The sequence below is a fragment of the Pandoraea norimbergensis genome, assembly GCF_001465545.3.
Taxonomy (GTDB): domain Bacteria; phylum Pseudomonadota; class Gammaproteobacteria; order Burkholderiales; family Burkholderiaceae; genus Pandoraea; species Pandoraea norimbergensis.
In genome coordinates this window covers 63,788-82,917 of record NZ_CP013480.3, presented here as the reverse complement: position 1 = coordinate 82,917, position 19,130 = coordinate 63,788, and the positions used below count along the sequence as shown (strand labels likewise).

General features: G+C 63.7%; 16 protein-coding genes. 8 read left to right on the top strand and 8 right to left on the bottom strand.

The features are described 5' to 3' along the window. Positions 1–94 precede the first annotated feature (94 nt). Positions 95–1,714 carry an SH3 domain-containing C40 family peptidase gene (locus tag AT302_RS00350; protein ID WP_058376698.1) on the top strand — a complete coding sequence of 540 codons (1,620 nt, stop codon included), beginning with the start codon at positions 95–97 and terminating at the stop codon, positions 1,712–1,714. Between the two features lie 22 nt (positions 1,715–1,736). Here AT302_RS00350 and AT302_RS00345 read toward each other — a convergent pair whose 3' ends face one another. The 4 genes from AT302_RS00345 to AT302_RS00330 form a co-directional block, all read right to left on the bottom strand. Further along, entirely contained in the window at positions 1,737–3,890 is a 2,154-nt protein-coding gene (locus AT302_RS00345) for a UvrD-helicase domain-containing protein (RefSeq protein WP_058376697.1), read from the bottom strand. A gap of 27 nt (positions 3,891–3,917) precedes the next feature. Further along, on the bottom strand, positions 3,918–5,168 hold the full coding sequence (locus AT302_RS00340) for an NAD(P)/FAD-dependent oxidoreductase (RefSeq protein WP_058376696.1): 1,251 nt from the start codon (positions 5,166–5,168) through the stop codon (positions 3,918–3,920). A 74-nt stretch (positions 5,169–5,242) separates the two neighbouring features. Continuing rightward, the gene (locus tag AT302_RS00335) at positions 5,243–5,596 is read right to left on the bottom strand and encodes a RidA family protein (RefSeq protein ID WP_058376695.1); all 354 of its coding nucleotides are present in this window, start codon (positions 5,594–5,596) and stop codon (positions 5,243–5,245) included. A 136-nt stretch (positions 5,597–5,732) separates the two neighbouring features. Continuing rightward, the gene (locus AT302_RS00330; RefSeq protein WP_058376694.1) at positions 5,733–6,392 is read right to left on the bottom strand and encodes a TetR/AcrR family transcriptional regulator; all 660 of its coding nucleotides are present in this window, start codon (positions 6,390–6,392) and stop codon (positions 5,733–5,735) included. Between the two features lie 157 nt (positions 6,393–6,549). Between AT302_RS00330 and AT302_RS00325 the strand changes: the two genes are divergently transcribed. From AT302_RS00325 to AT302_RS00310, 4 genes are all read left to right on the top strand, one after another. After that, positions 6,550–7,842: an NAD(P)/FAD-dependent oxidoreductase gene (locus AT302_RS00325; RefSeq protein ID WP_058376693.1), complete on the top strand. Its 1,293-nt coding sequence runs from the start codon at positions 6,550–6,552 to the stop codon at positions 7,840–7,842. Positions 7,843–7,844: 2 nt separating this feature from the next. After that, the gene (locus AT302_RS00320) at positions 7,845–8,285 is read left to right on the top strand and encodes a DUF3331 domain-containing protein (protein ID WP_058376692.1); all 441 of its coding nucleotides are present in this window, start codon (positions 7,845–7,847) and stop codon (positions 8,283–8,285) included. A 384-nt stretch (positions 8,286–8,669) separates the two neighbouring features. Then, positions 8,670–9,806, top strand: a complete 1,137-nt coding sequence (ampC, locus tag AT302_RS00315; protein WP_064675154.1) for a class C beta-lactamase — start codon at positions 8,670–8,672, stop codon at positions 9,804–9,806. 165 nt (positions 9,807–9,971) lie between these two features. Continuing rightward, the gene (locus AT302_RS00310) at positions 9,972–10,967 is read left to right on the top strand and encodes an alpha/beta hydrolase (RefSeq protein WP_058376690.1); all 996 of its coding nucleotides are present in this window, start codon (positions 9,972–9,974) and stop codon (positions 10,965–10,967) included. Positions 10,968–10,988: 21 nt separating this feature from the next. On the opposite strand, the gene aceE is transcribed toward AT302_RS00310, so the two are convergent. Further along, positions 10,989–13,685 (bottom strand): pyruvate dehydrogenase (acetyl-transferring), homodimeric type, encoded by a 2,697-nt coding sequence (aceE, locus tag AT302_RS00305; RefSeq protein WP_058376689.1) that lies wholly within the window; start codon positions 13,683–13,685, stop codon positions 10,989–10,991. Positions 13,686–13,786: 101 nt separating this feature from the next. Between aceE and AT302_RS00300 the strand changes: the two genes are divergently transcribed. The 3 genes from AT302_RS00300 to AT302_RS00290 all read left to right on the top strand — a co-directional run bounded on the left by AT302_RS00300 (position 13,787) and on the right by AT302_RS00290 (position 15,410). Next, positions 13,787–14,245: a MarR family winged helix-turn-helix transcriptional regulator gene (locus AT302_RS00300; RefSeq protein WP_058376688.1), complete on the top strand. Its 459-nt coding sequence runs from the start codon at positions 13,787–13,789 to the stop codon at positions 14,243–14,245. Positions 14,246–14,440: 195 nt separating this feature from the next. After that, positions 14,441–15,082 carry a glutathione S-transferase family protein gene (locus tag AT302_RS00295; RefSeq protein ID WP_058376687.1) on the top strand — a complete coding sequence of 214 codons (642 nt, stop codon included), beginning with the start codon at positions 14,441–14,443 and terminating at the stop codon, positions 15,080–15,082. A gap of 4 nt (positions 15,083–15,086) precedes the next feature. Continuing rightward, positions 15,087–15,410 carry a DMT family transporter gene (locus tag AT302_RS00290; protein ID WP_058376686.1) on the top strand — a complete coding sequence of 108 codons (324 nt, stop codon included), beginning with the start codon at positions 15,087–15,089 and terminating at the stop codon, positions 15,408–15,410. A gap of 11 nt (positions 15,411–15,421) precedes the next feature. Here the strand turns inward: AT302_RS00290 and metC are convergent, their stop codons facing one another. From metC to AT302_RS00275, 3 genes are all read right to left on the bottom strand, one after another. Then, positions 15,422–16,609 carry a cystathionine beta-lyase gene (metC, locus tag AT302_RS00285; protein WP_058379995.1) on the bottom strand — a complete coding sequence of 396 codons (1,188 nt, stop codon included), beginning with the start codon at positions 16,607–16,609 and terminating at the stop codon, positions 15,422–15,424. A 77-nt stretch (positions 16,610–16,686) separates the two neighbouring features. Next, positions 16,687–18,306, bottom strand: coding sequence for a rhodanese-like domain-containing protein (locus tag AT302_RS00280; protein WP_058376685.1), 1,620 nt, complete (start codon positions 18,304–18,306; stop codon positions 16,687–16,689). Between the two features lie 208 nt (positions 18,307–18,514). Then, on the bottom strand, positions 18,515–19,105 hold the full coding sequence (locus tag AT302_RS00275) for a cysteine dioxygenase family protein (protein ID WP_058376684.1): 591 nt from the start codon (positions 19,103–19,105) through the stop codon (positions 18,515–18,517). Between the last annotated feature and the right edge of the window lie 25 nt (positions 19,106–19,130).

Genomic DNA, 19,130 nt, shown 5'->3' with positions numbered 1-19,130 from the left:
GGCGACGCGCGCTACAACGCGTCGCCGCGACCGAAGGCGGAGCGATGGAAACGATGGAGTAGCATGACGTCATTCGGGCTTTCCATCGTCTCCCATGGGTGCAAACCTGCCGGCGCCACGCGCCAACGTGCTCGCTTCGATCACTCGCGTTTCCGTTGCCCTCGTCAGCACTGTTGTTCTGTTGGCCGCGTGTGCCGGTCCGTCGCCAAAGGGTGACGCCACCACCGCACCCGCGACCGCGACGACCGCGCCCGCGCAGCCCCGCTTCAACGTCGCCCGCTTCCCCATCGAGCACTACGATCAGGACGTCGATCACTGGATCCGTCCCGATGCCCCCGGCTACGACCAGCCGCTCATTTCCCAAGCAGAACAGACGCGCCGGTTCGAAGCATTCCGTGCACGCTACTTCGGCACCGCCGCAAGCGATGCGTCGCCGTGGAATGGAACATGGCTCTCGACGTCTCTGCTCAACGCCGCGGGTGCCAGCCAGATTGCCGATTCGCAGGCACGCCGCGTCCGCCGCTTCGACAACAGCGCCGCCGGTGTGCGCAAGACCTACGGCGAGAACTTCCAACCGCACTCGCAGGTGTGGATTCGTGCAATCGAATCGAACATGGCGCTCGCGCAACTCGATGCCGACCATGCCGACTGGCGTTACAACCCACGCCGTCGCGGCATCACGGTTGATAACGCGCTGGTGCGGCAACTGCCGACATCCGACCCCGCGTTCTACGATTTTCATCAGGCAGGCGAAGGCTATCCGTTCGACGCGCTGCAAGACTCCGCGCTGCGTCCGGGCACGCCCGTGTACACGCTCGCGCGCAGTGCGGACGGGGCATGGCTGCTGGTGTATTCGCCGGATTTGATCGGCTGGGTGGATGCGCGCACCGTGGCGTCGGTGGACGAGCGGTTTGTCGCGACGTGGCGCGCAGCGGCGCAGCGCGGACTCGGTGCCATCGTGCGCGCCGATACGACGCTCGCCGACACCGTTCCCGGCACACTCAAGGCGATCTATCGCACGACCGCGCCCATCGGGACAGTGCTGCCGATGACACGCGCACAAGACGGCCGGCAAATCGTGATGTTCCCCGTGGCCGATACGCAGCGAACCGCCACGATGCGCTCGATGCAAGTCGATGCGTCGACCGTCGTACCCATGCCGTGGTCGCTGACGCCGCGTCATATGGCGCAAGTCATGAAGCAGATGATCGGGCGGCCGTACGGGTGGGGAAATACGCTGTTCTACAACGACTGTTCGGCGGAGACGCGCAGCCTCTTCGCGCCGTTCGGGATCTGGCTGCCGCGACATTCCTCCGACCAGTTGCGCGCGGGGCAGCGCACTGACCTTCGACAGGCCGGCATCGATACGCGTTTGCGCACGCTCGCCGAGCGTGGCCGGCCGCTCATGACGTTGATCCACATCGACGGCCACATCATGCTGTACCTCGGCAACACGCAGATCGACGGGCAGACCGTACCCATGACGTATCAGAACGTCTGGGGATTGTCGCCAGCGGATAACAGCCGGCGCAACGTCATTGGCGGTTCGGTGATTCTGCCGCTGTTGAAGACGTATCCCGAAGACCCCGAAGCGCGCTCGCTGGCGGGCAAGCGGCTATTCGAAATCAGTGTGATTGGCGACGGGAATGCCGACGCCAGCGGCGACGCGGCACACGCCAAGAGTGCCGACACACCGGAGGAAATGCCGCAGTAACGGATGCGGTGTTAGTCACGAATCAGAGCCACGGCAGGAAGCGTTCCGTGCTCATATCCGACGTGATGTACCACTGCCGCCGCGCGGGGTCGTAGCTCGCACCGAGCCCTCGAATTTCCGCGTGATCGCGCGGATCGTAGTGCTTCAGATAGATACGAATGATGTTGTCTGCGGATGCCAGTTGCCGGTTCCGGTCCAGCGCAATATCCGCGCGCAGCGTCGATGTCTCCAACGCCAGATCACCGATGAATCGGCTCTGAAGCACGGCATTGGCAGATGAGGTCACCAGCACCAGCTTGTTGCGCGCGCGCGTCGCGGCCACGTAGAACAGATTGGCTTCCTGATCGTGCGCGAGATGCGGGTTCGGGAATTCGTTGCGATCCATGTACGGCAGAATCACGCGGTCGAATTCGCGGCCCTTCACGTTGGAAACCGTATCGATGATCACGCGCTCGACGCGCCGTCCGGTCGTCGCGGAGGTGACTGTCGTGAGCCACGTATCGAAGAACCCCGCGAGCGTATCCGGCTTCCCCGCCATCGCGCTTTCAAAGGCGTCGAGCGACCGGGACACCATTTCCGCGTCATAGGGTTTCGCGTAGACGCGACGCGCAATGGCCCCGAAATCGATCCTTGCGCGAATCAGCTTGAACGCATCGACGGCGCTCAATCCCTTCACGAGCCCACGAATTTCCAGCACCAGTGCGCCGACCTTGGTCACCGGACGCTCCGGCACATCGCCCACGAGCCACGTCTTCAGGAATTCCTCGAACAACTCCGGGTTCTGCGCCAGCAGCGCTTGCATTTCCCGCACGCGTCCGGGTTCGATTTGCACGTTCCCGAACAGCGCCAACGTCGCGGCAATTGCCACGCGATCGGACGATTCCAGTCTGCCGAAGGCGCCCAAGGCATAAGCAAACACACCACGAACGAAACGAATCTCTTCGCGATGATGGAAGTTACGTGCGGCGGGCGCCCGATAGCGGATATTGCGTCGCCAAAGTACTTCTTCGATCAATGCCGACTGATGCCAGTCGCGCAGCAGGATCGCGCACGCGTCGCCGCTTCCCGCCTGCGCGGCCCACTCGGCCACCTCGTCCGCCACTGCGTTGGCAACACCCAGCGGGCTGCCGTCGCTTTCCACCAGTTGGATCGGCGTGTGCGAACGGACGTACGACTCGATCGTCTTTTGCTTGAACGCAGCGACCGGGTAGGCAATGTGCGGGCCGTGACGGAACGTCTGACTCAGCGGATAGTGTTCGGTCGACGTGAAGTCGTTGCGGAATCGGTCGCCCATGTAGGTATCGCTCGCACCCAACGTGGCGTGGATGACCTGATCCTTATCGCCGACGCCGAGAAAACGGCACTGATTGGCGAGCAACACGCGACACAACACCCGGTAAGCCGCCTCGTTGAAGTCGTGCTGCTCGTCGCACACGACCAGACTGTACGGCCCCAGATACGCATCGGCGATGGCATCCATGCCGATCGCCTTCGCCAAATCGTAGGTCGCGTCGTACGGATCGCGAAAACGCGGTTCATCGTCGCGTCCCCGTCGAATCCGTTCGTATTCGATCGTGATGATGAACTGCGCACGCGTCACACCCAGCGCGTCGAGCATCCCGTCCAGATTCTCGTCGTAGATATCGTCGAACAAGGCACCGGACGCTTTCAGACGGCGCATCGCGTCAATAGCGAGCGCCACATTCACGTGATTGGGCTCGAAGGTGCCTTCCGGAAACGCCTCGACGGTCTCGTCGGGCACGTTGTCCATGGCCTCTTCGATCCACGGCGCCAGATCCCGATCCAATTCGAACTGCGTGGCGCGCGAGTCGTCGCCCGGCAGTCGGGAGAGCACGTGCCTGCTGAATTTGTCGAACGTGAATACGTGCACCTGCTCGGCGGCGCGCGCGTGAATGCCTGCCTGCGCCAGCCGGCGATTCAGCACCGACGCGGCCGTGTCGGTAAACGTGAGCGCCAGAATGTTCCCGGGCGACGTGCCCCGCGCGACCGCCTCACCAATGCGCGCCACCAGCACCGACGTTTTCCCCGCGCCGGCGTTGGCCTGCACGAGGCAAACGCGTTCCTTGGCCAACTGAATCGCCACCTGCTCGGCTGTCGGTGCCGGACCGTTCGGCACGAAGCGCGGCGCGCGCGAGGTATCAACGAAATCTTCCATCAAGCCTGATCAAATTTCTGGTGTGAGTTAGTGCGGCGTGGACGACAGGAACCGCTGCACACCAAACGGGCGCGGGTCCAGCAATGGGGTTTCGCCCGTCATCATCTCGGCCACGAGACGGCCAGTCACCGGTCCAAGTGTGAAACCGTGGTGCGCGTGGCCGAACACAAACCACAGGTCCCGATGTGCGGGCGCAGGGCCGATGATCGGCATCATGTCCGGCGTGCACGGGCGACGTCCCATCCACGGCGCATCGTCGACGCGCTCTGCCAGCGGGAACGTCTCGCGTGCGAGCGGCTCGACGGCCGCGAGTTGCACCGGTGTCGGCGGCGTATCGCGAAGACCGAGTTCGACACCCGTCGTCAGGCGAATACCACGCGCCATCGGTGCGATCAGGAAACCGTACTCGGCATCCAGCACCGGTTGATTCAGTTGCGCGCCATCTTGCGCGCGATAGTGCATGTGGTAGCCGCGTTTGACCGCTAGCGGCAACCGGTAGCCGAGCGACGCGCTCAGGGTGTCTGACCACGGTCCGAGTGCGATCACCGCACGGCGGCCTTCGACCACACCCTCGGACGTCTGCACCGTCCACTGTGGCTTGAGCGTCGTCGCGTCGCCTGTCAGCACCCGGCCGCCGAGGGATTCGAAGTAGCGCGCGTATGCCGCCACCAGACCGCCCGGATCACGCACTGAATTCGATGCCGTGTAACGTAAGCCACCGACGAGCGCATGCGTGAGCGAAGGCTCCTCCGCACGCAATCTCTCCACACCGAGTACCTCGTGCGGCACACCGTATTCCTGTTCCCATTGCTCCGCATCGCGCCGTGCCGCGTCCATCGCCGTGACCGTGCGAAACACCTTCACCCAGCCGCCCTCGCGCAACAAGGCATCCGCGCCCGATGCCGTGATCAGATCACGGTGTTCCGTCAGGCAATGGGCAATCAACTGGCTGTAGTGCCGCGCAATCTGCGCATGCCGTGCCGGTGCCGAGTTGTGCCAGTAACGCGCGAGGAAGGGCGCCATGGCAGGCATGGCCGACGGGTGATAACGCACGTCGGTCGAGCGATTGCGCGCGTAGCGCAACAACGTGCCGAGGTCGCGCGGAAACGCGTACGGATAGACACCTTCGCGCTGAATCAGCCCGGCATTACCGAACGACGTCTCGTTGCCGGGCGGCTTGCGATCGACCAAGGCCACCGACAATCCGCGTCGTTGCAAGTGCACGGCGACCGACACACCGACCATTCCTGCACCGAGGACAAGCGCGTCGAACGTCATAGGGAAGGGGGGAGAAAAGGAAGGAGAGGGGGAGAAGCAATGTGGCCCACCGAAGTGAGCCACGTGGGTGAAACTTACGCCAGCGCGGTGACGGCGATCTCGACTTCGAGACCAGCACGCATCAGCGGCGACTGCACGCAAGCGCGCGTCGGCGCGTGGCCTTCAGGCACCCAGGCGTCCCACACGGCGTTGAATTCGGCGAAGTGCTTGGCGTCCGACAGCCAGATGTTGGCGGTGAGCAGGCGGGTCTTGTCGACACCGGCCGAGGCCAGCAGCTTGTCGATGCGCGTGAGAATTTCCGTCGTTTGCTGCGTCACCGAAACGTTCGCCGTATCCGGCACTTGGCCCGCCAGATACACCACGTTGTTGGCGATCACCACCTGGCTCATGCGGGCGTTGGTTTGCAGACGTTTGATTTCGTTCGACATTGAGGCACCGTAAAAGAAAAAGGGCCGGACGTCGGCCCTGGCCCCGATATCTTATACGACTGATACGACTGTCATGCGTCGCTACCGCCCGATGACGCGTGGATGACCGCCGAATGGCAGCCGGATGACTGACGAATTACTGCCGAATCAGCGCCATCGCGCAGTCGAGCACGGTGCGCTTGAGATCGGCCATGCCTTCGGGCGGCAGAAACGGTCCCATCATGTGGCGATACGACACCGTCTTGCTGATCGCCGAGGTCAGCATGAAGAACATCACATCGGCGTCTTCCACGCGGCGGTCTTGTGCGACGAGCCAATCAGCCACGAGCGGCACCATCGCGTCGCGATACGGGCGTACGAGGCGCTGCGTGAGGATATCGAGCCGTTCGCCTTCTTCGGTGGCCGCCGTCGAGAAGAACATGCCGATGTCCGGGTTATCGAACACGGCCTCCACAAACAGCTGAACCGCCTGTTCGATACGCTCGGCGGGCTCGATCGGCGCATGGCGCAACGCCAGCGTGTCGTCGATCAGCGAGCGCGTGAGCGTCGCGATCTGATCGACCACCGCCACCCAGAGCGCCTCTTTCGAGCCGAAATGATGCGCGATCAGCGCCGCATCCACCCCCGACGCCTCGGCAATCTGCCGCACGCTGCTCGCATAGAAGCCCCGCTGCGCAAAGATCCGCCGGGCGTTATGCAACAACGCTTCGGCACCGTGCGTGCAGTTATCGGTGGGACGGCCGCGCGTACGTTTGCGCGGCAGGTCGGCTTGCGAGACAGCTTTAATCGGAGTCATTGAGCGATGGGTTGGTCGAATTTGCGACAGCAATGCACCAAGTCTAACCGACCCGCGCGCACCTGCCTGCCCAGACACACCCCATTTGACACATAGGGGGCACGGTCGCTATTATGCGCTTATTCATCACTTGTTGAATTGGACATTTCCCCCCCAAATGTCTTCCGCTAACCGAATCGTGATCGTCGGTGGTGGCGTTGCCGGCCTGATGCTGGCGACCCGCCTGGGCCGCACGCTGGGTCGTACCGGCGCTGCGCGCGTGACGCTCATCGACAGCCACCCCACGCATCTGTGGAAGCCGATGCTGCACACCATTGCAGCCGGCACCCGCGATGTGGCGCGGGCGCAGGTCGCCTATCTGGCGCATGCGTGCAGCCATGGCTTCACGTATCAGGTCGGGCGCATGTGCGGGCTGGATCGCCGCAGCCGCGAGATCGTGCTGGGGGAAATGGACGCGCCGGACGGCTCGCGTCTGCTCGGCGAGCGCCGGGTGCCCTACGACGCGCTGGTGCTGGCCCTCGGCTCGCAGGCCAACGATTTCGGCATCCCCGGTGTGCGCGACGTGTGTCATTTCATCGACAGCCAGCCGCAAGCCGAAGCCTTCAACACCGCATTGCGTTGCGAAGCCTTACGCAGCACCGTGAACGACGACGCGTTGCGTGTCGTGATCGCGGGCGGCGGCGCCACGGGCGTGGAACTGGCGGCTGAACTTAGCCGCATGTTCGAAATGGCCACGGCCTACGGCGATCCGCAAATTCGCGAACGTCTGAAACTCACACTCGTAGAAAGCGGCTCGCGCGTGCTGGGCGCCTTTGCGCCAGAGATTTCGTCGGCCACCCAAGCGCAGCTTGAGCGCCTGGGCTTTCGCGTGCTGACCGATACGCGCATCGTGTGCGCCGACCGCGACGGCTTTTATCGTGACGACGGCCAGTTGATCCCGGGCGATCTGCTCGTGTGGGCCGCTGGCGTCAAGGCACCCGACTTCTTGCAAGGCATCGGCGGGCTCGACACCAATCACGCGAACCAGATTTTGGTGCGCGCGACGATGCAGACCGCACAGGACGAGCGCATTTTCGCCGTCGGCGACTGCGCGTCGCTCGTGCCGGCAGACGGCGAACGTGCCTTGCCCCCGACCGCGCAAGTGGCGACCCAACAGGCCGCGCATTTGAGCCGGCATCTGGGGGCGTGGCTGGAAGGTCATGCGATTCCGCCGTTCGGTTATCGCGATCACGGGGCCCTCGTATCGCTCTCGGACTACAACGCGTTCGGGGCGCTTGGGCGATTTGGTTTTTTCAAAGGTGGCATCGTGCGCGGACGCTTTGCGCAGTGGAGCCACGCGATGTTGTACCGGCGTCATCAACATGCGCTGCACGGGGTTGCCCGCGCGACGGCGCTGTTGGGTGCCGAAAAACTCGGCGGCCTTCTCGGGCCGCGCATCCGGCTGGCCTGACTATGCGAAGCGAAAACAGAACCAATTGCAGCAACCGGGGCGGCCGCGGCCGCGCATCCGGCGTATCGAGTGCCTCGGGCGCGTCATTGCGCAAGAAGGGCGTCTGGCAGCACACCGTGGCCATGCTCGATGCGGAACCGGTCGAGTGCCGGCCGGTGATTCCGTACACACGGCGCGCACCGATCGTGCGCGTGCTCGAAATTGCGAGCGAACTGACGATCACCGTCTCGTGGAACGACGCGATGGGCGGCAACTACGGCGCACAGATCTGGCGCGTGCGCAAGGCCCATCACCCCGGCGTTTGTGCGCTCACGGGTGCCCCGATCGACGTGGGCGATTTTGTCTACCGTCCGCTCTTCGGCGATATTCCGCCGCTCAACGCCGACGCGATGATCTCCGCCGAATCGATCCGCCGCGAAGAGCCTGCGCTTCAAGACGCCTGACTTATGAATCGATTCGCCACTGGCCGCTGGCTGATAGCGCAGGGCTGATGGCGGATCGTCGATACCCCCGCGCTGAATGCAATCCCCCCCCTGTATCGATTCAGCGTGTTGCCGCCCCGTAGAGGGCGGTTTTTTTTCGCCAACGCGCAGACGGCCCCACGGCCGATGTCAAACAAGCGTTGCAAAGGTTACGTCTGTTACCAGCATGGGCAACGACCAGCGACAACTTTCGGATTAGGCTTAGCGCAGTCCAAACGGGCGTCGCGTATTTCGTCGATTGCCCGCCGCACAAGCCTTCAGGGAGACCCCCGACCGATGCAAAAACGCCATTTCACCTTCCTTACGCCGATTGCGGCGATTGCCACCCTTGCCGCCATTGGCTGGATGGCCATGAGCGCGGGCAGCTACGCCGCACAACCCGGCGCCGACCCGCAACGTGCCGCCATCAAAAAACTTGTCGACCAGACCGCCGCATCGCTCATGAAAGACAATGCCGTGCCGGGCATGGCCGTCGGCGTCATCGTTGACGGCAAGTCGTACGTCTTCAACTACGGCGTCGCCGACAAGACAGCAAACAAGCCGGTGACCGCCGATACGCTCTTTGAAATCGGCTCCGTCAGCAAGACCTTCACTGCGACGCTCACCGCCTACGCGCAAACCACGGGCGCGCTCTCGCTCACCGACAAAACCAGCCGTTTCCTGCCGTCGCTGGCCGGTACACCCTTCGGTGAGCTCACGCTGCTCAATCTGGGCACCCACACGGCCGGCAGCCTGCCGCTGCAACTGCCGGACGGCATTCGCGATGACGATCAACTGCTCGCTTATCTGAAGACGTGGAAGCCTGCGAAGCCGCCGGGCACCGTGCGCACCTATTCGAACGTGAGCATCGGCACGCTGGGCTGGATTACCTCCCGCTCGATGGGCAGCGATTTCACGACGCTCATGACCCAGCACGTGTTCACGCCGCTCGGCCTGTCGCATACCTATCTGCACGTGCCCGCCGATCAGATGACGAACTACGCCTGGGGCTATTCGAAGACCGACAAGCCGGTGCGAATCCGACCGGACATTCTCGAATCGGAAGCCTACGGCGTGCGCACTACGGCGGGCGACCTGTTGCGCTTCGTGAGCGTGCAACTCGGCAAGCCAGTGGGTGACGCCAAGTTGCAGCAGGCGATTCACGACACGCGCATCGGCTACTACTTCGACAGCCCGATGACGCAGGACCTGATCTGGGAGCAGTACCCGTACCCGGTCACGCTGGATTCGTTGCTCGCAGGCAACGGTCCGAAGATGGCATACGAGACCACATCGGCGCGCGAACTCTCGCCGTCGATCGCCCCGACGCCCGCCGTCTGGGTCAACAAGACCGGTTCGACCAACGGCTTCGGCGCGTATGTCGCGTTCGTACCTGCGAAGCAGATGGGCATCGTGATCCTCGCGAACAAGGCGTTCCCGATCGCGGAGCGCGTGCGCGCGGCACATCAGATTCTGTCGACACTCGACGGTAACGCGCGCTGACGCGTTGTCGAACCCCATCCCCGCGCGCTGTGTCGTGGCGCGCGGGGTGCCCTGATTGCATGACGCCGGGGAAGTTGTCAGATGGCTGTGGTACGAATAGCGACTGCGCGCCCGCCGGAGGACTGGTGAGGCATTCCGTCACGTCGTCATGTTGATGTCTTCGTCATGCTCAAGTCCGCACTGTCTCTCGGGTTAGCACTTTCGATCACCACCGCCGCCACCATGACACACGCTGCGACCACTGAGATACAGGCCCCCGGGCCGCAAGGGCCGCTCGCGGGCACGCTCGAATCTCCCGCGCAGCCGATCGCCACGGTGCTCATCATTCCGGGCTCTGGGCCGACGGATCGTGACGGCAACAATCCGTTAGGCGTGCGGGCTGAGCCGTACAAGCTGCTCGCCGAAGGGCTTGCCGCGAATCGCATCGCCACCGTTCGCATCGACAAGCGCGGATTGTTCGGCAGCGCAAAAGCCGTGGCGAACCCAAACGCCGTGACCGTCGACGATTACGTGCAAGACACCCTCTCGTGGGTCAACACCATCCGTCAGCAAACGAGTGCACGTTGCGTCTGGCTGCTCGGCCACAGCGAGGGTGGACTAATGGCGCTGGCAACGGCGGCCCGCCATCCGGACGGCGTCTGCGGACTGATTCTCGTATCCACAGGCGGCCGGCCGCTGGGCGACGTGCTGAGTGAACAGTTGCACGCCAACCCCGTCAACGCTCACATCGCCGACGCCGGTGACGCGGCCATTCTCTCGCTCACGAAGGGCGAGCGTGTGGACGTCAAGACACTGCCCGCGCCGCTGGCCCCGCTTTTCGCACCGGCCGTGCAGGGCTTTCTCATCAGCCTCTTCTCGCAAGACCCCGCCAAGCTGATTGCCGATGTGCGGGTGCCCACCCTCATCGTGCAAGGCGAGCGTGACCTGCAAGTCGGCTTGGTCGATGCGCAGCGGCTCAAGCAGGCCCAGCCGGCCGCAACGCTCGCGTTGCTCCCCGACACCAATCACGTCCTGAAAACCGTGACCACCGGCGAGCGTGCTGCCAACATCGCAACCTATGGCAACCCTTCGCTGTCATTGGCCCCGGGCGTCGTGAGCACGATTGCCCGCTATATCGCCTCCGTCACCACCACGGGTAAAGCGCCGCCAACGCCAAAGTGATTGTTGACGGCGCGCCGCACGTCACACCGACGCCGGGTCCAGCTTCTCCGGATCGATACCGTATTTGACGATGGCCTCGGCGGCGCGCTCGCGCGGCAGCTTGCCTTCGTCGGCCAGCGCAGTAAGTGCCGCAAGCACGATGAAATGCCGATCGACTTCGAAGAACTCACGCAGCGATTCGCGCGTGTCTGACCGGCCGAAACCGTCCGTACCCAACGTCACAAACCGTCGGTCCGAGACGAACGGTCGAATCTGATCGCCGATGATCTTCATGTAGTCGGTGGCGACCACCAACGGCCCGTCCCGCTCGGAGAGACATTGCTGCACATACGGCACACGCGGCATTTGCGATGGGTGCAGCAGATTCCAGCGTTCCACTGCCAGCCCTTCGCGTCGCACTTCGGTGAGGCTCGTCGCACTCCAGACATCGCTCGCCACGCCGAAGTCCTTCGCCAGCAGTTCTCCCGCCGCAATGACTTCTCGCAGAATCGCGCCACTGCCCATCAGTTGCACGCGAGGCGCATCGGGCGCGGGCGCAGCGCCTTCCTGCAACAGGTACAGCCCTTTGAGAATGCCCGCTTCGGCGCCTTCGGGCATGGCCGGGTGCTGGTAGTTCTCATTGAGCAACGTGACGTAGTAATAGACGTCTTCGTCGTTCGCATACATCCGCCGCATGCCGTCTTGCAGAATCACGGCCAGCTCGAACTGGAACGTCGGGTCGTACGACACGCAGTTCGGAATCACCGACGACAGCACGTGGCTGTGCCCGTCGTCGTGTTGCAGCCCTTCGCCCATGAGCGTCGTGCGCCCGGAGGTCGCGCCCAACAGGAAGCCACGCGTGCGCGCATCGCCAGCCGCCCACGCCAGATCACCGACCCGTTGCAGCCCAAACATCGAATAGAAGATGTAGAACGGAATCGTTGCAAAGTCGTGCGTGCTGTACGACGTGCCCGCCGCAATCCACGATGCGATGGCCCCTGATTCATTGATCCCTTCCTGCAAGATCTGACCGTCGCGCGCTTCTTTGTAGTAGCTCAACTGCCCGGCGTCCTGCGGCGTGTAGAGCTGGCCGAGATACGAGTGAATACCGATCTGTCGGAACAGGCCCTCCATCCCGAAAGTGCGTGACTCGTCCGGCACGATGGGAATGACACGCTTGCCGATCTCCGGATCTTTGAGCAGCGTGGTCAACATGCGCACGAACGCCATCGTGGTCGACAATTCACGCTCGCCGGAGTCTTTCAACTGGCCGCCGAAAGCACTCAACGGCGGGATCGCAAGCGGTGCGCGAAGACCGAACCGTGCGGGCAAGTTTCCGCCCTGCGCAGCAAGCCGCGCCGCGAAATATCGGCCCTCCGGGCTATCCGGCGACGGCTTGAGATAAGGCATCGCGTCGAGCTGATCGTCCGGCACGGGCAAATCGAAGCGATCGCGAAACGCGCGCACGGCATCGGCGCTCATCTTCTTCAACTGATGATTGACGTTCTGCCCTTCGCCCGCCTCGCCCATGCCGAAGCCCTTAACCGTCTTTGCGAGAATTACCGTCGGACGCCCTTCGGTGCGCATCGCCTGCGCGTAGGCCGCGTGCACTTTCAGCGCGTCGTGACCGCCACGGGCCAGTTGCCAGATTTCGTCATCGCTCAGGTGCGCGACCATCGCCAGCAACTCAGGCGATTTGCCGAAGAAATGCTCCCGCACGTAGGCACCGCTTTGCGACTTGAATGTCTGATAGTCGCCATCGACGCAGGCCATCATCCGCTCGCGCAGCAGACCGTGCGTGTCGTTTTCGAGCAGGGCATCCCAGCCGCTGCCCCAGACCACCTTGATGACATTCCATCCCGCCGCGCGGAAGGTGCCTTCCAGTTCCTGAATGACTTTGCTGTTGCCACGCACCGGCCCGTCGAGCCGTTGCAGGTTGCAGTTCACAACGAAGATCAGGTTGTCGAGCCGTTCGCGCCCGCCCAGTGAAATCGCGGCCAGCGACTCCGGCTGATCCATCTCGCCGTCACCGAGAAACGCCCAGACCTTGCGGCCCTGATGCGGCTTGAGACTGCGGTATTCGAGATAGCGCATGAAACGCGCCTGATACGCGGCGGTGAGGGGCCCGAGCCCCATCGACACCGTCGGGAACTGCCAGAAGTCAGGCATCAACCGGGGATGCGGATACGACGAAATACCATCGCGCCCCGCCTCGCGCCGGAAGTCATCGAGCTGCGCCTCGGTAATGCGGCCCTCCAGATACGCGCGGCCGTAGATGCCGGGCGCGGAGTGCCCTTGAATGTAGATCATGTCGCCGTCGAACGTGTCGGTGCGGCCACGGAAGAAGTGATTGAAGCCCACGTCATACAGCACCGCTGCCGACTGATACGTCGCAATATGCCCACCGACGTTCGAGTGCTTGCCCGCGCGCAACACCATCACCATCGCGTTCCAGCGAATGAAGGCGTTGAGCCGTCGCTCGATGGCGAGATCACCCGGATAGTCCGGCTGACGCGACCGGGGAATCGTATTGACGTAAGCCGTCGTGACGCGCCCGTGGTAATCGCCATGACGCTCGAAGTCCCAGTCGGCGAGGCGATCCATCAGGTAGTGCGCACGGGCACGGCCTTCGTATTGCGTCACGCCGTCGAGCGCGTCTAGCCACTCGCGCGTCTCCTGCGCGTCGACATCCGTGGACGAGGAATTTGCGGCGTGCGCCGCCAGCAGCGGTTGAGTCATGACATGCCTCCTTGTGAGTTGCAATTGCAATCGTCTTGGCGGTCATTCTAGCCATGTACAATTGCAACTGCAACTCACATTCGAATTTGACGAGGGCCCTCATGAGTTCAACCGACCCCGATCTGTGGTTTTCCTTTGTGCGCGCGCACCGCACGATGATTCGCGAAATCGAGCGCCGTCTGGCCGACGCTGGCTTGCCGGCCTATGCGTGGTACGACACGCTCTGGGGACTGGAAAGCGGCCCGGACGGCACCCGCCGCATGCATGAATTGGCCGACGTGCTCGCGATCGAGCGCTACAACCTCACGCGGCTGATCGACCGGCTGGAGCAGGAGGGGCTAGTCACACGGATGCGCTCGCCGGAAGACGGCCGCGCCGCCTACGCGACCATCACCGACAAAGGCCGCACCCTGCGCAAGAAGATGTGGAAGGTCTACCAGTCCACGGTCGCAGAGTTGTTCCTGAGCCAGTTCCGCGAGAAAGACGTACGCCCGACGGCCGAAGCGCTCGACCGCGCCAGTGCCGCCGCGTTCGAACTCCTCTCCGACAGCAAACGCTAGGGCCCACAAGCCTCCATCGCCATCCATCGACGTTTCTCGCGATCTCCCCGGTCGCCCGATGGGCGTGCGCGCCGATGACTCGCTTGCGGTTCAAAACGAAACCGCATAGGATTGCCATTGCAACGATTGCAATTGCAATCCTTAACGCGAAGTCAATCCTGAAGTCATTCGGCGACCACCCACGAGAGGAACGTCATGGCACACCCCCTAACGCTGTACACCGCAAACACCCCCAATGGGCTGAAGGTCAGCCTGTATCTGCATGAAGCCCGGCTGGCCTATCGTCAGATCGATGTCGATCTGTCGGCAGGCGAGCAGAAGCAGCCCGAGTTCTTGCGGCTGAATCCGAACGGCAAGATTCCGGTCATCGTCGATCACGAGCGCGACCAGACGGTTTTCGAGTCGGGCGCGATTCTCACGTATCTCGCGGACAAAACGGGGGTTTTGCAGCCTGCCACCGAGGCCGGGCACCTCGCCGTGCAGCAGTGGCTCCATTTCCAGATCGGTGGCATTGGACCGATGCTCGGGCAGTTGTGGTGGTTTTTGCACGGCGCGAAAACAGACAATCGCGAAGCCATCGAGCGCTATCGCAAGGAGTCGCTGCGCCTGCTTGGCGTGGTCGAAGCGCGCCTCACACAGTCCGCCTATCTCGCGACCGACGACTATTCAATCGCCGATATCGCCGCATTTGCGTGGCTGCGCACCTACGAGGAACTGCATCTGGATATCGCTCCATTCCCGCACTTGCAGCGCTGGCTCGCGACGATTGCCGATCGGCCCGCGGTGCAAACCGCCATCGTCGCGAATCGCGGTGTGGCTGTGGCGCAGGAGGAATAACACGATGGCGTGGGGATATCTACTGCTGGCAGCCGCGCTCGAAATCGGGATGGGGATCGCACTCAAGCTCAATAGCGGCTGGACGCGCGTCACGCCCAGCGTCATTGCGTTGGTTGCGGCGCTGGCCAGCATCTATCTGCTGGCGCTGGCATTGAAGACGCTGCCCGTCGGCACGGCGTATGCCATCTGGACGGGCATCGGTACGATCGGTCTGGTCGTTATCGGTGTAATGGTCTTCGGCGAAACGTTGACGTGGTCTCGCGGGGGCTTCCTCGCCCTCGCGATTCTCGGCATTGCAGGGTTACGCATGACCGGAGGCGAGGGCTGAGGAAAACAGCGTTACGCTGACATTTGCGCGAATCCGGCGGCCAGATCGTCCATCAGATCCTGCGGGTCTTCCAGACCGATGTGCAGCCGGACGATCGGCCCCGCCGTCGACCAGTCCTCACAAGTGCGCGTCCCGGCAACATTCGACACCGTCGCAAGACTCTCGAAGCCGCCCCACGACGCGCCGATACCGAACAGGCTCAGCGAATCGACAAAACGGTCTGCCTGTGCGGCGGTCGCGTTCGCGAACTCGAACGAGAGCAGCCCATTAGTGCCCAGACAATCGCGTTGCCACAGGGCATGCCCGGGGTGCGAGGGCAGTGCCGGACAGAACACACGCGCCACGTCAGGCTGGCTTTCCAGCCAGTGCGCGATTTCCAGCGCGTGGCGCTCGTGCATTTGCAAGCGCGCCGCCAGCGTGCGTGTGCCGCGCAACACGAGATAGGCGTCGTCCGGGCTCACTGCCACGCCCTGCGCGTCGGCCATCGTCGAGAGTGTCTGCCAGACCTCCTCGGTGGTGGTGACGGTACCCATCATCACGTCGGAGTGCCCGCTCAGATACTTCGTCGCAGCCATCACCGATACGTCGGCACCCAGCATCAGCGGTCGGTACTGCACGCCTGATCCCCAAGTGTTGTCAGCGACAAGCAATGCACCGTGACGGTGAGCAAGGTCGGCCAGCGCGGGGATGTCGCACATTTCATAGACGAGCGAACCCGGCGCTTCCACGTACACCAGCTTCGTGCGGGCGGTCATATGCTCGCCGACGTCGCTGCCATCCGCGCGGAAGTAGGTGACGTGCACGCCCCACGGCTTGAGGAAGGTTTCGACGAAATGGCGCAGCGGCTGATACACGCAATCGGCGATCAGCACGTGATCGCCGGGGCGCACGTAGGCGAGAAACACCATCGAGATTGCGGCCAGCCCCGTCGGGAAGAGGCGCGTGCGATAGCCGCCTTCGAGCGCGGCCACCACGTCTTCGAGTGCGAAACCTGTCGGATTACCGCGCGCCCCGTAGGTGAACATGCGCTCGGTGCTGCGACGGCGGCGGGCATCGTTCAGATCGTCCATTGAATCGAACAACACGGTGGACGCGCGCACCACGGGCGGATTGACGGCACGGCCGCCGACGACAGGGGTGTGCGTGCCGCCCTTCACAAGACGGGTGGCAAGGCGTTGGGGGGGCGTTTGTCGGGACATGATCAGGGCGTTGGCAATGACCGGCAGGTCGGATTCGTCGCGTGCGCGACCGGGCCGCGCACGCACAGGCACTGCAATTACTTCGCGGCGTCAGGGGCAGTGATGCTGCCGATGCCACCAATGCGGAAAGCACCGCGCTCCTGCTCGTCGAGTTGCGCGAGCAGGCCCGTCTCCCACGCCAGATACTGACGTGCGGCCGCCTTGTTACCGTCGTGGCGGTCGTGCACGAAGAACAGGTAGTCGATGCACTCGGCATCCACCGGCAAGTCGGGCGTACTCACGCCCGGCTGACCGGCCGCCGTCCACGCCTTGAACCCGCCAGCCAGCAGCGAGAACGTGCGCGAGTCGGCAGGATGAGCACGACGCCAGTCGGCCACGAACAATTCGGCAACGCCGCGCTCATCGGCCACGAGCACGACATTATGCGCTGCCGGCAACTGCGGCAGGTGCGGACGAATCGCCCAGTGGGACCCCGGAATATGTTCACGCCGGTAGCTCATGCTGGGGCGCACGTCGATCACGGTGACGCTGTTGTCAGCCAGCGACGCGCCGAGCGCAGCGGCATCGATCTCCGGCAACGTGATGTCGAACGCGGGCGTCGTCGCGGCCAGCGATACGCCGCTGTCGAGTCCGTCGCGCAACACACAGGCGTCATGACCCAGCTGACGCAACCAGCTTGCGACGATCGGCGCACGCACGCCGTCGTTGTCGAACAGCACCACGCGCGCGTGACGCACACCCACGTACTGATCGGTCGCCTGAATCAACTGCCCGCCCGGCGTGTGCTGCGCGCCCGGCAACGTGCCGGCGGCAAATTCTTCCGGCGTGCGCACGTCGCACAGGTACAGCGAGCGCGACGCGTCGGCAGCCCACTCGGCAAACGTCGCTGCGTCAATTTCCGGCACAGCGAAGCGCTCGGCCAGCGCCTCGCTGGCTTCCTGCATTTGCGCCACGTGCGACGGCGTTACCGCGTCCGGATAGCGGCGCGTGCTGCCGTGTTCGAGCGGCAGGTCTTCGAGATACCAGCCTTGGGTGCCGTTCTCGAGCGCCATCACCGGGTTCGGAATGCCGAGATTGATGAGCGTCTGCGCACCGATGATGCTGCGGGTACGCCCGGCGCAGTTCACCACGATGGGCGTTTGCGGATTCGGTACCAGTTCGCGAATGCGGTAGCCAAGCTCGCCGTTCGGGCAGCAGATCGACGACGGAATCGTCATCTTCAGATATTCGTTGACGGGGCGGCCATCGAGAATCACGACCTCGTCGCCGTGCTCGCGCATGGCGGCGAGTTCACGCGCGGTCACGCGCGGCGTGTGATACGCCAACTCCACCAGTTCGCCGAACGTCTTCGACGGCACGTTCACACCGGCGAACAGCGCGTAACCCGCCTGTTGCCAGCCTTGGGTGCCGTGCTCCAGCACATGCACGTTCGTGTAGCCGAGCGCCGCCAGACGGGCTGCCGCCTGCACGGCCACCGTGGCGTCGGTGTCATAGACCACCACGCGCGCATCGCGGCGCGGGGCGAGACGGGGAATATCGAGTTCGAGGCGGCTGTAGGGCAGCGTCACGCCGTAGAACAGGTGGGCTTCGCCGTACTGGCCGTGCTCGCGCACGTCGAAGACGGCAATCTCGGCGCCGTCGTGCAGCCAGTCCTTGAGCTGGGCGGCCGGCACGAATGAAGGAGTGAACGAGGTCATAGCGTAGCGTCAGTTTTCGAAGTTCGTCGCGGCGTTTGCCGAAACGTAGGGATGAGCGAGCCCGCACCGCCGGTCAGGGCGATGTGATGCGGGGGCGCGAGATTCGCTCGCGCCGTCAGGAATTGCCGCCGCCGGTGCCGCGTCAGGCGCTCAGCGCACCACGCAGGCGGCGGTTTTTAGCAGTGAGTTTTTGCGCTTAGCGACGCGCTTATCGACGTGTCTTCACGCCGATGTCCATCACCTGATACGTGCCTTTATCCAGATCGAACGTGATGCGCTCGGTGAGCGTCTCCAGTGCGCGGCCGTACATGTGCAGGTGGCGGATGGGGGCTTCGCCCTTGATCTCCACGGCGTGGATATCTTCCGAGGCCAGCGCAATGCCATGCCCCGGATCGACCACAACGGTGTCGCTCACTTCGAGCGTGCCAACGCCGGGCGTCGCGCCGTCGTCGGTGCGGCGATACACGTAGTTGTATTCGGTGCCGTCGACCGCCGCGATGCACGCCCACGTGGTGTGGTTGTGCGGCGTGATCTTCTTGCCGGGGCGCATCACGTTCAGATACAGCGCATAGGTGCGGTCGGCATCTTCGTGAATCAGATAGCGCGCTTGCAGTTCACCGTCGTTCGGCGGCGGGAAGTCGGCGTCGTTCCACAGCGCGGTGCGCGCGGCGAGCGATTTGACCTGATCGAGCACGGCAGCGAGTGCCGGGCGCGTCTCGCCCGCCGGGGCCAGAGCGGCCTTCATTGCGGCGATGGCATCGGCCACGACGGCCTGGCGTTGTTCAGTTTGCGTGGACATGGTGAGGGTGTTCTCCGTGAAGCTT

Coding starts and splice junctions, on each gene's coding strand:
- AT302_RS00350 (WP_058376698.1), top strand. CDS start 95: ATGGGTGCAAACCTGCCGGCGCCACGCGCCAACGTGCTCGCTTCGATC.
- AT302_RS00345 (WP_058376697.1), bottom strand. CDS start 3,890: ATGGAAGATTTCGTTGATACCTCGCGCGCGCCGCGCTTCGTGCCGAAC.
- AT302_RS00340 (WP_058376696.1), bottom strand. CDS start 5,168: ATGACGTTCGACGCGCTTGTCCTCGGTGCAGGAATGGTCGGTGTGTCG.
- AT302_RS00335 (WP_058376695.1), bottom strand. CDS start 5,596: ATGTCGAACGAAATCAAACGTCTGCAAACCAACGCCCGCATGAGCCAG.
- AT302_RS00330 (WP_058376694.1), bottom strand. CDS start 6,392: ATGACTCCGATTAAAGCTGTCTCGCAAGCCGACCTGCCGCGCAAACGT.
- AT302_RS00325 (WP_058376693.1), top strand. CDS start 6,550: ATGTCTTCCGCTAACCGAATCGTGATCGTCGGTGGTGGCGTTGCCGGC.
- AT302_RS00320 (WP_058376692.1), top strand. CDS start 7,845: ATGCGAAGCGAAAACAGAACCAATTGCAGCAACCGGGGCGGCCGCGGC.
- ampC (WP_064675154.1), top strand. CDS start 8,670: ATGGCCATGAGCGCGGGCAGCTACGCCGCACAACCCGGCGCCGACCCG.
- AT302_RS00310 (WP_058376690.1), top strand. CDS start 9,972: ATGCTCAAGTCCGCACTGTCTCTCGGGTTAGCACTTTCGATCACCACC.
- aceE (WP_058376689.1), bottom strand. CDS start 13,685: ATGACTCAACCGCTGCTGGCGGCGCACGCCGCAAATTCCTCGTCCACG.
- AT302_RS00300 (WP_058376688.1), top strand. CDS start 13,787: ATGAGTTCAACCGACCCCGATCTGTGGTTTTCCTTTGTGCGCGCGCAC.
- AT302_RS00295 (WP_058376687.1), top strand. CDS start 14,441: ATGGCACACCCCCTAACGCTGTACACCGCAAACACCCCCAATGGGCTG.
- AT302_RS00290 (WP_058376686.1), top strand. CDS start 15,087: ATGGCGTGGGGATATCTACTGCTGGCAGCCGCGCTCGAAATCGGGATG.
- metC (WP_058379995.1), bottom strand. CDS start 16,609: ATGTCCCGACAAACGCCCCCCCAACGCCTTGCCACCCGTCTTGTGAAG.
- AT302_RS00280 (WP_058376685.1), bottom strand. CDS start 18,306: ATGACCTCGTTCACTCCTTCATTCGTGCCGGCCGCCCAGCTCAAGGAC.
- AT302_RS00275 (WP_058376684.1), bottom strand. CDS start 19,105: ATGTCCACGCAAACTGAACAACGCCAGGCCGTCGTGGCCGATGCCATC.